This is a genomic window from Lentzea terrae, from assembly GCF_003265345.1.
GTDB lineage: Bacteria > Actinomycetota > Actinomycetes > Mycobacteriales > Pseudonocardiaceae > Lentzea > Lentzea terrae.
Genome location: NZ_QFWW01000021.1, coordinates 10,729 through 27,611 on the forward strand (window position 1 = coordinate 10,729; position 16,883 = coordinate 27,611).

At 67.9% G+C, this 16,883-nt stretch carries 1 protein-coding gene (running past one end of the window); it reads left to right on the top strand.

Features of this window, described 5'->3' with window-relative positions; genetic code table 11:
- Positions 1-16,883 carry the 5' portion of a non-ribosomal peptide synthetase gene (locus DI276_RS53065; RefSeq protein WP_112267762.1) on the top strand. It continues 2,269 nt past the right edge of the window, so only the first 16,883 of its 19,152 coding nucleotides appear in the window; its start codon is at positions 1-3; its stop codon lies beyond the right edge, outside the window.

Below are 16,883 nucleotides of genomic sequence, written 5' to 3' on the forward strand. Positions count from 1 at the left end.
ATGGCCCATGACACGATGCCGCACGAAACAGTGAGTTGTTCGGTCCGGCTGTTCGGTGCGCTGGACACGACCGCACTGGCTGAGGCCGCGCGAGGGCTGGGCGCTCGGCACGAGGAGCTTCGGTCCGTCGACGTCGATGTGCTGCAGGTGACCGAGAACGAACACGTGGTGCTGCTTTCCGCACACCGCGGCGAGGTTGACGAGCGGTCGCTGCACGTCCTGGTCGAGGAACTCGGAGTGCTCTACAGCGCTGCCGTCGTCGGCGGGCCGGCGGCGGAGATCCGCAGGCTGCCCGTTCCCGCGGACATCGCCGAACTTCACGGTGCCGGCGGGACCGACGTACTTGTCGCGGCGGCGGCTGTCGTGCTGTCCCGGTGGACGGGCCGGCGAGAAGTTCCGGTGGGTGTGCTCGACGGCCGAGCCGGCGACCTCGGCCCGCCGGCCGGCTCGTTCACGACAGTGCCGGTGCTGCGGTCCAGAGTGGATGATTCGTGCCTGTTCGCCGACCTCCTGACCCAGGTGGGCGGCCTGGCGCAGGAAGCGAGCCTGAACGACTCGCCGCCGACGGTGGTGGTCGTGTCGGATCGCTTCGCCGATGCCCCGTCGTTCACGGGACTGCGTCTCGCCGATCTCGTGGTGCGTCTGGTCGAGCACGACGGTGGCGTGTCCGGCGTGATCGAACATCAGCGAGATGGCTTCGATCCACTCGTGGCGGACAGGTTCGCCGGGCATCTCGGCCGAGTGCTCGAGGTCGTCGCCGTGGATCCGGCCGTGCCGGTGGGAAAGATCGACGTTCTGGGAGTGGCCGAGCGTGAGCGGATGTTGGTGGGGTGGAACGACACCGCCCGGGCTGTGCCAGGACTGACGCTGGCGGAGTTGGTCGAGGGACAGGTTCGGCGCTCGCCTGAGGCGACGGCGGTGGTGTTCGAGGGCGGCTCGGTGAGCTTCGCGGAGCTGGACGTCCGGGCGAATCGGCTCGCGCATGTGTTGATCGGGCGTGGTGTGGGGCCGGAAGGGATCGTGGCGTTGGTGTTGCCGCGGTCGGTGGAGATCGTTGTCGCGCAGTTGGCCGTGGTGAAGGCAGGTGGCGCGTATCTGCCCATCGACCCGGCCTATCCGGCTGACCGGATCGCGTTCATGTTGTCGGACTCACGCCCGGTGCTGGTCGTGACAACGGCGGAGTTCGCGGGTGTGCTGCTGCCTGACGCGGACGTGTTCCTGCTCGACGAGCTGTCCGCTGTTGACGGCACGGATGCCAGTCCGGTCGACGAGGATCGGTTGAGCCCGTTGGAGTTGGTGAGTCCCGCATATGTGATCTACACGTCCGGGTCGACGGGGCGTCCGAAGGGCGTCGTGGTGTCGCACGCAGGGCTGGCGAGTCTCTCGGGGGCGGAGGTCGAGCACTACCAGGTGGGGCCTGGCGATCGGGTGTTGCAGTTCTCGTCACCGAGTTTCGACGCGTCGGTGCTCGAGCTGTGCATGTCGCTGCCAGCAGGAGCGGCCCTGGTGATTCCTCCGCCGGGTCCGTTGCTGGGGGAGGCGCTGGCGGAGGTGGTGACGTCCCAGGGCGTGACGCATGCGTTGATTCCGCCCGTGGCGCTGTCGACGGTTCCCGAGGGGGTGAACCTGCCGGGGTTGCGGATGCTGACGGTGGGTGGGGACGCCTGTTCGGCGGAGCTGGTGGCACGGTGGGCGCCAGGCCGGCGGTTGATCAATTCGTACGGTCCGACCGAGTCCACTGTGGTCTCCACGTGGAGTGGTCCGTTGTCGGCCGGGGAGGTGCCTCCGATCGGCAGGCCGATCCGGAACACCAGGGTGTTCGTGCTGGACAGCGGGTTGCGTCCGGTTCCAGTGGGTGTCGCAGGCGAGTTGTACGTAGCCGGCCCGGGACTGGCACGCGGGTATCTGGGGCGTGCGGGGTTGACGGCGGAGCGCTTCGTGGCGTGTCCCTTCGGTCCCGCCGGGTCCAGGATGTATCGCACCGGCGACCGGGTTCAGTGGAACCCGCTGGGCGACTTGGAGTTCATCGGACGGTTGGACCACCAGGTGAAGGTCCGCGGGTTCCGGATCGAGCCCGGCGAGATCGAGACGGTGCTGCGCGGGCACGCGGAAGTCGACGATGTTGTCGTCGTGGCACAGGAACAGCCTTCGGGCGGCAGACGGCTGGTGGCGTATGTCGCCACAACCGAGGCCGGCGACGCGTTGACCGCCGAGCTGCGGGCCGTGGCCGCCGAGCGTCTGCCGGACTACATGGTTCCGGCGGTGTTCGTGATGCTGGATCGATTGCCGCTGAGTCCGAACGGCAAGCTGGATCGCCGGGCGTTGCCTGAGCCGTCCGGTGTGGCGCCGGGGGCTGGACAGGTGGAGCCGCGGACTGACAACGAACGGGTTCTGGCCGGGATCTGGGCGGAAGTGCTGGGAGTGCGGCAGGTAGGTGTCGAGGACGACTTCTTCGAACTCGGCGGCGACTCGATCCTCGGCGCCCAGGTGCTGGCGCGAGTGCGTGGTGCGTTCGGGGTCGGGCTCTCCGCACGTGCCGTGTTCGACGCCGGCACGGTCGCGCAGCTCGCCGAGTCTCTTCCGGTGCGGCCGGACTCCGTGCACGCGGCGGAGATCACTCCGGTCCCCAGAGATCAGGCACTACCGCTTTCCTCCGCGCAGCAACGGTTGTGGTTCCTCGATGACCTGACCGGCGGAGGGACGGAGTACAACACCGGCGTCGGTCTGCGCCTGTCGGGAGCGCTGGATGTCGAGAGACTGCGAAGTGCGTTGACGGCGTTGAGCGCCCGGCACGAATCGTTGCGCACGACAGTCCGCACAGTGGATGGCCGTGGAGTCCAGGTTGTGGCTGCAGAAGCCGACCTTCCGCTGCGCGCGGAAGACGTGTCCACTGTGGAGGAATTGGATCGGGTTCTGGCCGAGGAGCTGGCCCGGCCGTTCGACCTCCGACAAGGCCCGCTGACCCGCGCGGTGCTGATCCGGATGGCCGACGACGACCACGTGCTGATGCTCAGTCAGCATCACATCGTCACCGACGGCTGGTCGGTCGGACTGCTCGTGAACGAGCTCGGAAAGCTCTACGCGGGCACGGCGGACCTGCCCTGCCTGCCGATCCAGTACGCGGACTTCGCGGTGTGGCAGCGCTTGCAGCTGTCCACCCCTGCCGCAGCTCGTCAACTGGGCTACTGGAAACGGAAGCTGGAGGGAATCCAGGCGCTCGAACTGCCCACCGACCGGCCACGTCCGCACCTGCGCACGAGTGCCGGTGCGGTGCACCGCGCGTCCCTGCCACCGGAGCTGGTCGAGAGGCTGACGGCGTTGGGACGTGAACACGGCGCCACCGTGTTCATGACTCTCACCGCGGCCGTGCAGGTGTTGTTCTGGCGTTACAGCAACCAGCGGGACATCTCGATCGGAACCGTCGTCGCCGGACGAGACAGAGCCGAGCTGGAAAACCTGGCCGGCTTCTTCGTCAACACCCTTGTTCTGCGGTCGTGGGCCGAGCCCACCCGGCCGTTCACCGAGTTCCTTCGCGAGGTCCGCGAGACCGTGCTGGAGGCGTTCACCAACGGCGCGGTGCCGTTCGACAGCGTCGTGGAGGAACTGCAACCCGAACGCGACCCCAGCCGGACGCCGCTCGTGCAGGCCCTGGTCGTGCTGCAGAACGCGATGGTCCGGCCACACGAGGCCGGGGGACTGCGGATCACCGAGCAGGATCTGCCGCGCCCATCGGCCAGATTCGACCTCGTGGTCGAGTTCTGGCCGCGCGGTCGCCAGGAGATGGATGTCGCGATCGAGTACAACACCGACCTGTTCGACGCGGACACGATGGTGCGGCTGACCGATCATCTTCTGGTTTTGCTGAGGGGAATCGTCGACCAACCGGACCGGACGCTGGCGCAGCTGCCCCTGCTGACCGACGCCGAACAGCACCAGGTGGTCGTGACGTGGAACGACACCGCGCGGGACGTTCCCGTCATGACGTTGCCGGCGCTGTTCGAGGCGCAGGTGGCACGGACACCAGAGGCCACGGCCTTGGTCTGTGGCGACGTGCGGCTGTCCTATGTGGAGCTGAACCGGCGAGCAAACCAGTTGGCGCATCTGCTGATCAGCCGAGGCGTGGGGCCCGAGCAGTTCGTCGGGCTGGCGATGCCCCGGTCGGCGGACCTCGTGGTGGCAGCCATGGCCGTCCTGAAGGCCGGAGCCGCGTACCTGCCGATCGACCCCGGCTACCCGGCGGAGCGGATCGCCCTGATCCTCGACGACGCCCGGCCCGCGTTGGTGCTGGTGACGACCGGCGTCACCGAGCAGATCCCCGCCCACGGGGACGTGCCTCGGCTGGTCCTCGACGAGCCCGGTGTCGTCGAGGCACTCGCCGCGAGCCGGGCCGGAGATCCGGTGGGCGGCGTGCTCGCGGCCAGTCCGGCCTACGTGATCTACACCTCTGGTTCCACCGGCCGTCCCAAGGGAGTCGTGGTCACGCACCAGAGCATGGCCGGCCTGGTGGCGTGGGCCGCGGCCGAGTTCGGCGCGACTGGGCTGGCCCGCGTCGTGGCGTCGACCTCGCTGACCTTCGACGTGTCCGTGTTCGAGATCTTCTGCCCGCTTGCCGTCGGCGGGACCGTCCAGATCGTGCGTGACCTGCTGGCGCTCGGTGAGGGCGTGGTGACCGAGCCCGTAAGTCTGATCAGCGGTGTTCCCTCGGCGTTTGCGCAGTTGCTCGCCCAGGGCGGACTACCTGTCAGTGCGGACACCGTCGTCCTCGCTGGTGAGGCGCTGCCGGCACAGATGGTCCGGGACATTCGCGCCGCACTGCCCAGTTGCCGGATCGCCAACATCTACGGCCCGACAGAGGCAACGGTGTACGCGGCGGCCTGGTACTCCGACGGAGGCGACCAGCAGCAGGCACCGCCGATCGGCCGTCCCATCGCCAACACCACCGCCTACGTGCTCGACCCGTCACTTCGGCCCACGCCGATCGGCGTCCCCGGTGAGCTTCATCTGGGTGGCCGTGGCCTGGCCCGCGGATACCTCGACCGGCCGGGCCTGACCGCCGACCGCTTCATCGCCGACCCGTTCGGCGCGCCAGGTGCCCGGATGTACCGCACCGGAGACGTGGTGCGGTGGAACCGCGCCGGCGAGCTCGACTACCTCGGCCGGGCCGACCACCAGGTGAAGATCCGCGGATTCCGGATCGAGCTCGGCGAGGTCGAGACCGCTCTGCGGCAGCGCGAGGACATCACGGAAGCGGTCGTGGTCGTGCGGCAGGAGGAGTCCGGGCACAAACGGCTGGTGGCCTATGTTGTCGCAGCGGCGATCGACGTCGCCGAGCTGCGTGACTTCCTCGGCCGGACGTTGCCGGACCACATGGTTCCGTCGGCGTTCGTCGCCCTCGGCGGACTGCCGCTCAACTCCAGCGGGAAGCTGGACCGTGCCGCTCTGCCGGCACCGGACTTCGGCGCCGGCCGGACGGGTTACGCCGAGCCCCGGACCCACGTCGAGCGCGTCCTCGTCCAGATCTGGGCCGACGTGCTCGGGCTGGAACGGGTCGGCGTCCAGGACAACTTCTTCGGCCTGGGTGGTGACTCGATCCTGAGCATCCAGGTCGTCTCGCTGGCGCGCCGAGCGGGCCTGATGGTGATGTCGAGAGACCTGTTCCTCCATCAGACCATCGCCTCCCTCGCACCGCATGTGACAACGGCGCGGACTGGGGTGATCGATCAGGGTGTGGTGGCAGGCCCGGTGCCTTTGACACCGGTTCAGCACTGGCTGTTCGACGCCCGCACGACCGGATCGGAACACTTCGGCCAATCACTCGCGGTGGAGCTGGCCGGAGATGTCGACCACGGGGCACTCCGGTCCGCGTTGCAGACGGTCATCGCTCATCACGACGCCTTGCGAATGCGATTCGAGGTAATGGATGGCCAGTGGTCGCAGCACAACGCACCTGACGACCCCGCGGACGTACTAGAGGTGCGAGATCTGTCCGATGTGGACCGCAAGACGGATGTGAGTTTCGACCTGGGCCGAGGGCCGCTGCTCAAAGCGGTGCTGGTGGTCGGCGGCGAGCGGCCGGTGCTGTCATTGGCCGTGCATCACCTGGTGGTGGACGGTGTGTCGTGGCGGATCCTGTTGGAAGACATCGACGCCGCGTACCGGAAGGTGGCGCTGCCCCCGAAGACCACGTCGTTCCAGGACTGGTCGCGCAAACTCACCGAGCACGCGCTCGCCGGCGGATTCGACGACGAGCTGATGTACTGGAACGCGACCACACCGACGGGCGAAACCGACATCGAGCGGGGGAGCGTCGGCTCCACGAGGTCAGTCTCGGCGGTGCTGACGGCCGCGGAGACGAAAGCGTTGTTGCAGGACGTTCCCGAGGTGTACCAGACGCAGGTCAACGACGTGCTGCTGGCGGCGTTGGGCCGGGTGCTGGGGAGCTGGACCGGTCGTGACCGGGTCGTGGTGGACCTGGAAGGCCACGGTCGTGAGGAAGTTCTCGCCGACGTGGACGTATCTCGCACGGTGGGGTGGTTCACCACGATGTTCCCCGTCGTGCTGGAGACGACTTCCGGCGAGTGGGGAACGGCGCTGAAGTCGGTCAAGGAGCAGTTGCGTTCGACACCACAGCGCGGACTGGGGTACGGGGCCCTGCGCCATCTCGCGAACAAGCTGCCGCACGCGCCCGCGCCACCCGTGCGGTTCAACTACCTCGGCCAGGCTGACTGGGTGACCGGTGAGAGCGCGCTGTACCGCGACCTCCACAGTGGACTCGAGTTGAGCGATGATCCGGCCGCCCGTCGTACCCATGTGCTCGACATCGTCGGCATGGTCGAGGAAGGGGCGCTGAAGTTCACCTGGTTCTACTCGGGGACCGTGCACGGCGAGGACGTCGTCCGGTCAGTGGCCGAGGAGTTGGTCTCGGCGTTGCGGGAGATCATCGCGCACTGTGCTCTGGCCGGGTCGGGCGGCCGCACCCCGTCGGACTTCCCACTGGCGCGGCTGGATCAGGCGGGCGTGGATCTCCTCGCCGGTGACGGGCGGACTGTCGAGGACGTCTACCCGCTCACCCCGGCCCAGCGGGGAATGGTGTTCCACGGGGTCTCGCAAGGTGATCAGGGCGTCTACTTCCAGCAGCTCACGTTCGTGCTCGACGGCGTTCCCGACTCGCGGACCCTGGCCACGGCCTTCCAGCACACGGTCGATCAGAATCCGGTGTGCCGCAGCTGTGTCGTCTGGGAGGACGTCGACGAGCCGCTGCAACTGGTCATGCGCGAAGCCACGATTCCGGTGTCCTTCCTGGACTGGAGCGACTTGCCCGCGGCCGATCAGGCCCGGCGGCTCGCCCAGTTCCTCGCCGAGGACCAGGTGCGGGGACTGGACCTGCGCACCGCTCCCTTGATGCGGCTGATGCTCGCGCGGCTGTCCGCCACCGAGGTCCAGGTCGTGTGGACCTTCCACCACGTGCTGCTGGACGGGTGGAGCATCTTCAGCGTCCTCTCGGACGTGTTCGCCGCCCACGCCACACTTGCTGGAGGCCGCCGTCCCGAGCCGGTGAGCCGCCGGCCGTTCCGCGACTACCTGCGGTGGTTGTCCGAACAGGATCGGCACGCGAGTGACGCGTACTGGCGGGACGTTGTCGGCGATCTCGACTCGCCCACGCCCCTGCCCTACGACCGGCCACCGCTGGACGCACACCACGCCGAGTCGTCGGAAAACGTGGACGCGGCCCTCTCGGCGGAGCAGACGGACCGATTGCGCGCGATGACCCAGCAGGCCGGCTTGACGCTGAGCACTGTCGTTCAAGGCGCCTGGGCTTTGGTGTTGTCGACGTACAGCGGCCGGCAGGACGTGGTGTTCGGGACGACGGTGTCCGGCCGACCGGCCGAACTCGCCGGCGTGGAGTCGATGATCGGCATGTTCATCAACACCATCCCGACCAGAGTGGGCATTCGCTGGCAGCAGAGCGTGCTGGAGTGGTTGCGGGAGTTGCAGGCCCGTCAGGCCGAGGCCCAGCGGTTCGGCCACGTCTCGCTGGCGCGGCTGCAGAGGAGCGGCACCACTCTGTTCGACAGCATCGTGGTGGTCGAGAACTATCCGATCGACGTCGAAGCCGCCGCCTCACATGGTTTGTGTCTCAGCGAACTGTCTGCGGTGGAAACGACGAACTACCCGCTGAGCGTGATGGTGACTCCCGGACGGCAGTTGGCGGTCGAGCTGGGCTACGACCCGGCCCTGTTCGACGCGGCCACGATCAGCCGGCTGACTCAGCACCTCGTCCTCGTGCTGGGCGGCATCGCCGACGACGTGGACCGGCGGATGTCCCAGCTCCTCGTCACGACAGCCGCCGAACGCCATCAGGTGGTCGAGGAGTGGAACAGCACCGGCAACGAGCTCCCGCCGGCCACGGTGCCGAGTTTGTTCGCCGAGCAGGCAAGTCGTACCCCGCAGGCAGTCGCCCTGACGTCGGACGCCGGATCGATGAGCTACGCCGAGCTGGACTCGCGGGCGAACCAGCTCGCGAATCGACTGATCGGCCTGGGGGTGCGAACGGAGGACCTCGTCGGTGTGCTGATGGAGCGCTCGATCGACGTCGTGGTCGCCGAACTGGCGGTCGTCAAGGCGGGTGGGGCGTACGTGCCGGTCGACGTGCGGGCTCCCGCTGCTCGGATGCGTGCCATGTTGGCCGGTGTTTCAGCGCTGTTGGTGGACCAGCGGTGGGAGCCGACAGCCGCCGATGTCTACAGTGGACAGCACGTTGTCATCGACGGTGACGTCTCACTGTCGCGGGAATCGGCTGAACGGCCTGCCGTGGTCATCGACCCGGAGAACCTCGCCTATGTGATGTACACGTCGGGTTCGACGGGCACTCCGAAGGGAGTGATGGCCCGCCAGTGCGACGTCGCCTCGTTCGCCCTCGACCGCCGGTTCCGCGGCGGTGGGCACGAATGCGTGCTTCTGCACTCGCCGTTCGCCTTCGACGCCTCGACGTACGAGTTGTGGGTCCCTCTGCTCAACGGGGGCCGAGTCGTACTGGCACCGCCGGGCGACGTCGATGCCGACGTGCTGCGCCGGATGATCGACGAGCACGGGGTGACCGGGGTGTTCCTCACCTCCGGGTTGTTCCGGATGGTCGCTCAGGACGCACCGGACTGCCTGGCCGGTGCACAAGAGGTGTGGACCGGCGGAGAGGTCGTTCCGGCCACGGCGTTGCGTCGCGTGTCGGCCGCCTGTCCTGGGCTCGTCGTCGTCGACGTCTACGGGCCGACCGAGACGACCACGTACGCCACTCAGCGAAGCATGGTCGGCGTGGACGCGGTACCCGACGTCGTGCCGATCGGGCGCCCGCTGGACAACGTGCGGGTGTACGTGTTGGACAGTGGTCTGCGGCCCGTGCCGGCAGGTGCGCCGGGGGAGCTGTACATCGCCGGTGCCGGGCTGGCGCGCGGGTATCTGGACCAGCCAGGGCTGACCGCGGACCGGTTCGTGGCGGTGCCGGACTTCGCCACCGCGGGCGAACGGATGTACCGCACGGGTGATGTGGTCCGGTGGACCGCCGATGGTGAACTGGAGTTCGTCGGCCGGGCCGACGACCAGGTGAAGATCCGCGGGTTCCGGATCGAGCTCGGCGAGATCGAAGCCGCGCTGCAGGGCCACGCCGACGTGGCCGAGGCCGTCACTGTCGCGACCGGCGACAGCACCGGCCGCAAGAGGCTCGTCGCCTACGTCGTGGGTTCGCCGGGCCAGATCCCCGACACCGCAGAGTTGCGGGCGTTCCTGGCGCGAACACTGCCGGACTACATGGTGCCCTCGGTGTTCGTACCGCTGGACCGGTTGCCGCTCAACGTCAACGGCAAGGTCGATCGCCGCGCGCTGCCCGAGGTCGACTGGGCCGGGCTCACGACGACCGGCCACGTGGCACCCCGTGATGCCGCGGAAGTGGAGCTGGCCAGGATCTTCGCCGACGTCCTCCGCGTGCCGCAGGTGGGTGTCGAGGACAATTTCTTCGAGCTGGGCGGCGACTCGATCCTCAGCATTCAGATCGCTTCCCGTGCTCGCCAGTCCGGTCTCACGATCCTGCCCCGGGATCTGTTCCGGCATCCCACCGTGGCCACGTTGGCGGCCAGTGGTGCCGGTGTCGTGCGGACGGCCGTCGACCAGGGGCCGGTGACCGGCGACGTGCCCCTGACACCGATCCAACGGTGGTTCTTCGAGAACCAGACCGTGCATCCGGAGCACTTCAACCAGTCGGTCCTCGCCGAACTGGACCTCGGCACCGATCGGTCCGCGCTCGGGGAAGCGCTGGCCGCGGTGGTCGCTCACCACGACGCGTTGCGGATGCGGTTCGACGACATCGATGGTCGGTGGACGCAGCACAACGCTCCGATCGAGCCGTTGGACGTGCTCCAGGTTCACCCGCTGCCCGATGCCGACGTGCAGCGGGCGATCGACGAGATCCACGCGAGCTTCGACCTGCACCACGGGCCGCTGGTCAAGGCGGTGTTGTTCGATCTCGGCGAGACTCGGCGGCCGTTGCTGTTCCTGGCGGTGCACCATCTCGTCGTGGACGGCGTGTCCTGGCGGATCCTGCTGGAGGACATCGACACCGCCTACCGGAACGTCGCCCTGCAGCCGAAGACGACCTCGTTCCGGGACTGGTCCGTGCGGCTGACCGACCACGCGCACAGCGGCGGGTTCTCCGACGAACTGGCGCACTGGGCGACCGTGACCACCGACCACGAGTCCGCGCTGCCACCCGATGATCACGGCGCCAACACGATCGGGTCGATGCGGGAAGTGGTGGTGCGCCTGGGAACCGAGGAGACCACCGCGTTGTTGCAGGACGTTCCCGCGGTGTATCGCACGCAGGTCAACGATGTTCTGCTGAGTGCGCTCACCCGGACACTGTCCCGGTGGACGGGCCGTGACCAGGTGCTCGTCGACCTCGAGGGCCACGGCCGTGAGGAGTTGTTCTCCGACATCGACCTCTCCCGCACCGTCGGGTGGTTCACCAGCATGTTCCCGGTGGTGCTGGACGCCGGTGCCGGTGACTGGGGTTCGGTGCTGAAAGCGATCAAGGAGCAGCTGCGTTCGGTGCCCAGACGCGGCCTGGGCCACGGAGCCCTGCACCACCTCGTCGGCACGACGCTGTCGGTTTCCGAGGCATCACCACAGATCAGCTTCAACTACCTCGGCCAGTTCGACTGGACGACAAGTGGTCTCTTCCGGGAAGTTCGTGGTGGTGTGGGCGGTTCTGCCGATCCGCGGGCGCCCAGGCCGCATCTGCTGGACGTGGTCGGCCGGGTTGAGCACGGGGCGTTGGAACTCATCTGGTACTACTCGGCGAACGTGCACCGCGAGGCGACCGTCGAGTCGTTGGCGCAGCACATGGTCCGAGCACTTCGCGAGATCGTCGCGCACTGCGCCGAACCGGGGGCAGGTGGTCGTACCGCCTCGGACTTCCCGTTGGCCGGACTCGATCAGGCCGCCGTGGACCTTCTGGCCGGCGACGGACGTCAGGTCGAGGACGTGTACCCGCTGACGTCGATGCAGGCCGGAATGTTGTTCCACAGCCTGGTGGACACCAGCTCGACCGCCTATTTCAACCAGGTGCGCCTGCGGTTGTCCGGTGTCCGTGACCCGGCTGCGATGGGAACCGCCTGGCAACGGGTGGTCGACCGCACTCCGATGCTGCGCAGCAGTGTGGTGTGGGACGGGTTCGCCGAACCACTGCAGGTCGTGGCGCGCGATGTGGTTCTGCCGATCCGCTACGACGACTGGACGGAGTGGACAGCGGAGCAGCAGGACGACGAGCTGGTGCGCCTTCTCACCGACGGGCGGGCCGAGGGACTGGATCTCGCCGAAGCACCGCTGATGCGGCTCGCTGTGATCACGACATCGCCCGCAGAGGTTCTGCTGGTGTGGACCTTCCACCACGTCCTGCTCGACGGGTGGAGCGCGGCCCAGGTGTTCCAGGAGGTGTGTGAGCAGTACGCGTCCATCGTCGAGGAGCGGATGCCGGAGCTGCCCGCGAGACGCCCGTTCCGCGACTACCTCGAGTGGCTGTCCGAACGCGACCTCGGTGAGGCCGAGGAGTACTGGCGGGCGCTGCTCGGCGATGTCGACTCCACGACCCCGTTGCCCTACGACCGGAAACGTGGCGAGGCGCATCGGACGCTTTCCTCAGAGACCGTCCGCATCACCTTGTCCGCCGAGGAATCCGCGCGTGTTCGTGCGGCGGCACAACGGAACGGTTTGACGTTGAGCACCGTCGTTCAGGGCGCGTGGGCCGTGTTGTTGTCGGCGTACAGCGGACAGCAGGACGTGGTGTTCGGCACGACTGTGTCAGGCCGCCCGGCCGAACTGCCCGGCGTGGAACCCATGGTCGGCTTGTTCATCAACACGGTGCCGACACGGGTGGGTGTCCAAGGTGCCAGGCGGCTGGTCTCGTGGCTGCGTGATCTGCAGGCGACTCAGGCGGAGTCGCGGCGGTTCGAGTACGTCTCCCTGGCTCAGCTGCAGAACTGGTGCGGTACGAACCTCTTCGACAGCATCGTGGTGTTCGAGAACTACCCGTTCAACCCCGGCGCCGCGGCCAGGCACGGAATCAGCCTGGTCGAGTCGCGGGACGTGGAGCCCACCAACTACCCGCTCACGGTCGTGGTGAGCCCGGACACCGAACTGTCCATCCGGCTCGACTACGACCCGACGTTGTTCCACGCCATCACGGTCGAGCGGATGGCGGCGAACTTGGAAGCGCTGCTGTCGAGCATGTCCAAAGACTTCGGCCAGACCCTGCGCGAGCTGCACGCGGTGTCCCCGGTCGAGCGCAGGCAGGTTCTGCAGGAGTGGAACGAGAACGTCCGCAGTGTCGTACGTGCCACCGTTACTGAGACGTTCGCCGCACAGGTGGCTCGTGCGCCGGACTCGGTTGCGCTGGTAACGGACGGTCTGTCCTTGACGTACGCGGAGTTGGACGCGTGGTCGAACCGGCTGGCGCATCGCCTTGGCCGGCTTGGAATCCGCCAGGAACAGCGCGTCGGTCTGCTGATGGAGCGATCTGTCGACTTCGTCGTCGCCGAACTGGCGGTGCTCAAGGCCGGTGGCGCGTACGTGCCGGTCGATCTGCGCGCTCCGGTGGATCGGATGCGGGCGATCCTGACGGAGGCCGGTGCATCGGTGCTGATCACCGATCAGACATGGCACGCGACCGCGTCATTGGCACACCACGGATCTGTTGTGCTGGCGGCCGACGACGTCGACGCGGAGTCGAGTGACCCTCCCGAGGTTCGGATCGATCCGGACGGTCTCGCGTACGTGATGTACACGTCGGGCTCTTCGGGAGTGCCGAAGGGCGTGGCGGTGTGCCATCGCGATGTCGTCGCGCTGGCCGCCGACAGGCGTTTCGCGGGTGGTGCCCACGACCGGGTGTTGCTGCATTCCGCATCGGCGTTCGACGCGTCGACGTACGAGGTGTGGGTTCCGCTGCTGGCAGGCGGCCGGGTCGTCGTCGCGCCGCCGGGTGACGTGGATCCCGACGTGCTGCGTGCGCTGGTCTCTCAGCACGGTGTCACGGCGTTGTGGCTGACGGCCGGGTTGTTCACGGTGCTGGCACAGGACGATCCGTCGTGCCTGGCGGGCGTGTCCGAGGTGTGGACCGGTGGGGACGTCGTGCCCGCCGGCGCGGTGCGCCGAGTGCTGGAAGCGTGTCCGGGGCTGGCTGTCGTCGACGGCTACGGCCCGACGGAGACAACGACGTTCGCGACCGCCTACCGGTCGCCGGCCGTGGTGCCGGACATCGTGCCCATCGGAAGTCCCCTGGACGGCAAACAGGTGTACGTCCTGGACGGCGGCTCGGGGCCGGTCCCCGTCGGCGCTCCTGGGGAGTTGTTCATCGCCGGAGCCGGGGTCGCCCGGGGCTACCTGGGCCGTCCCGGGTTGACCGCGGCGTGCTTCATCGCTGATCCGTTCGGTGCGCCCGGCGGCCGGATGTACCGGACGGGGGATGTCGCACGCTGGACGGGCGACGGCCTGGTGGAGTTCGTCGGTCGCGCCGATGACCAGGTCAAGGTGCGTGGCTTCCGGATCGAGCTCGGTGAGATCGAGGCGGCACTGATCGGTCACGACCGTGTCAGCGAAGCCGTGGTCGTGGCCCGCCAGGACCGCAGTGGTGTCAAACGACTCGTGGCCTACGTCGTGCCTGATGCCGGTGGCAGCGTTGACGTCGAAGAACTGCGGCGGCACGCGGCTGTGCTGCTGCCCGACTACATGGTCCCCTCCGCGGTACTGGTGCTGGACGAACTGCCGTTGACCCGGAACGGAAAGCTCGACCGGGACGCACTGGCCGCCAAGGACTTCCACAGCGCCCTCGCCGATCACGTGGCACCACGCACCGCCGCCGAGACCGAACTCGTGCGGATCTGGGCCGAGGTCCTGGGCGTGCGGCAGGTGGGTGTCGAGGACGACTTCTTCGAGCTCGGCGGCGATTCGATCCTGAGCATTCAGGTTGTGTCCAGAGCACGGAAGTCCGGATTCGGGATGACGCCGAGGGATCTGTTCCGCTATCCCACCATCGCGGTGCTCGCGGCCAGTGTCAGTGAGGTCGTCGCCGAGCGGGTCGACCAGGGCGTGGTGACCGGTGACGTGCCGTTGACCCCGATTCAGCACTGGTACTTCCGGACCAACCCGGACCACGCCGAGCACTTCGACCAGTCGGTGCGGATAGAACTGGGTGGCGAAGTGGACGAGGAGGCTCTCCGTGGTGCGTTGGCCGCGGTGATCGCCCACCACGACGCGCTGCGGATGCGCTTCGGGATTGTCGACGGCCGCTGGACACAACACAACGCGCCGGTCGAGCCGGCTGATCTGCTGCAGGTCCACGATCTGGCCGATGTGGACAGTGAGTCGGCGATGCGGGACGTCTCCGCGGAGGTGCACACAGGCTTTGATCTCGTCGACGGGCCGTTGCTGAAGGCGGTGTTGTTCCAGTTCGGCGGTTACCAGCGGCCGGTGCTGTTGCTGGCTGTGCATCACCTGGTGGTGGATGGTGTGTCGTGGCGGATCCTGCTCGAGGACATCAACGCCACCTACCAGCAGCTGGCCGCCGGTGAGCCGGTCAACATCGAACAGAAGACCACCGCGTTCCGCGACTGGGCTTTGCGGCTCGACGAGTTCGCGCTCGGTGGCGGATTCGATGACGAACTCGCGCACTGGGCCGAGGTTCAAGGTGATCCTGACCTTCCGGTGGACCACAGTGGACACAACACCGCCTCATCGGTCCGATCGGTGTCGGTGGGGCTGGGCGTCGCGGAGACCGAGGCGTTGTTGCGGGACGTTCCCGGGGTGTACCGGACGCAGGTCAACGACGTGCTGCTGGCGGCGTTGGGCCGGGTGCTCGGCCGATGGACCGGCTGTGACCGGGTCGTCGTGGATCTTGAAGGGCACGGTCGTGAGGAAGTCCTTGCCGGCGTGGACGTGTCTCGCACGGTGGGGTGGTTCACGAGCATGTTCCCGGTGGCCCTGGACGTCGGCACTGCCGACTGGGGCTCCACGCTGAAGTCGGTCAAGGAAGGGCTGCGGGCGGTGCCGCGGCGCGGCTTGGGTTATGGCGCCCTGCGCTACCTCGCGGGCCGTGAGCTGACGTCCATGCCACCGGTCAGCTTCAACTACCTGGGCCAGTTCGACTGGACGAACCTCGGCGAGGGCCTGTTCCACGAGATGCTCGGTGGCCTCCAGTCCGACATCAGCACCGATGCCACTCGCGGGCACCTGCTCGACGTCGTGGGAAGTGTCGAGGACAGGCGACTGGAGTTCACCTGGCTGTACTCCGGCAACGTGCACCAGGAGAGCACGATCCGGGTCCTGGCGGAGAAACTGGTGGCAGCGCTGCGCGAGATCATCGCGCACTGCGCCGAGCCGGGCGTGGGGGGTCGTACTTCGTCCGACTTCCCACTCGCCGGACTCGACCAGACCGGCGTGGACCGGCTGGTGGGAGACGGGCGTGCGGTCGAGGACGTCTACCCGATGACACCGATGCAGGCCGGCATGGTCTTCCACGGAGTGTCGCAGGAGGGCCAGGGCCTCTACTTCGAGCAGGCGACGTTCGTGCTCGACGGCGTGCCCGATCCGGAGGTGCTCGCCCGCGCCTTCCAGCACGTCGTCGACAGCACACCAGTGCTGCGCAGCGGCATGGTCTGGGAGGGCGTCGACGAGCCGCTCCAGGTGGTCCACGCCGAGGCCGAGGTCCCGGTGACCTTCCTCGACTGGGACTCCTCGACAGAGCAGGACCGTGAGCGCCGACTCGCGGAGCTTCTCGCGGCCGATCGATCCGTTGGGCTGGACCTGCGCGCCGTTCCGTTGATGCGGCTCGCCCTGGCACAGCTGTCGGCCACCGAGGTCCAGGTCGTGTGGACCTTCCACCACGTCCTGCTGGACGGCTGGAGCGTCTTCCGGGTGCTGTCGGACGTGTTCGACGCGCACGCCGCCCTGGCCGGTGGACGGCCGCCGACGCCGTCGAGCCGCCGTCCGTTCCGGGACTACCTCCGCTGGCTGGCGGAACAGGACCACGCTGCCGCGGAAACCCATTGGCGGCAGCTGCTCGCGAGCTACGAGGCGCCGACGACACTGCCGTACGACCGGACACCGGTCCAGATGTACGCCACCCGCTCGTCGGAGTGGCTGCCGTTCGAGCTGGGTGCCGAGGAGACGGGTCGGCTGCGCGAAATGGCCCAGCGCAACGGGTTGACCGTGAACACCGTGGTGCAGGGGATCTGGGCATTGCTGTTGTCCAGGTACAGCGGGCATCGCGACGTCTGCTTCGGCGCCACGGTGTCCGGTCGTCCCGCCGATCTGCCCGGGGTGGACGACATCACCGGCATCTTCAT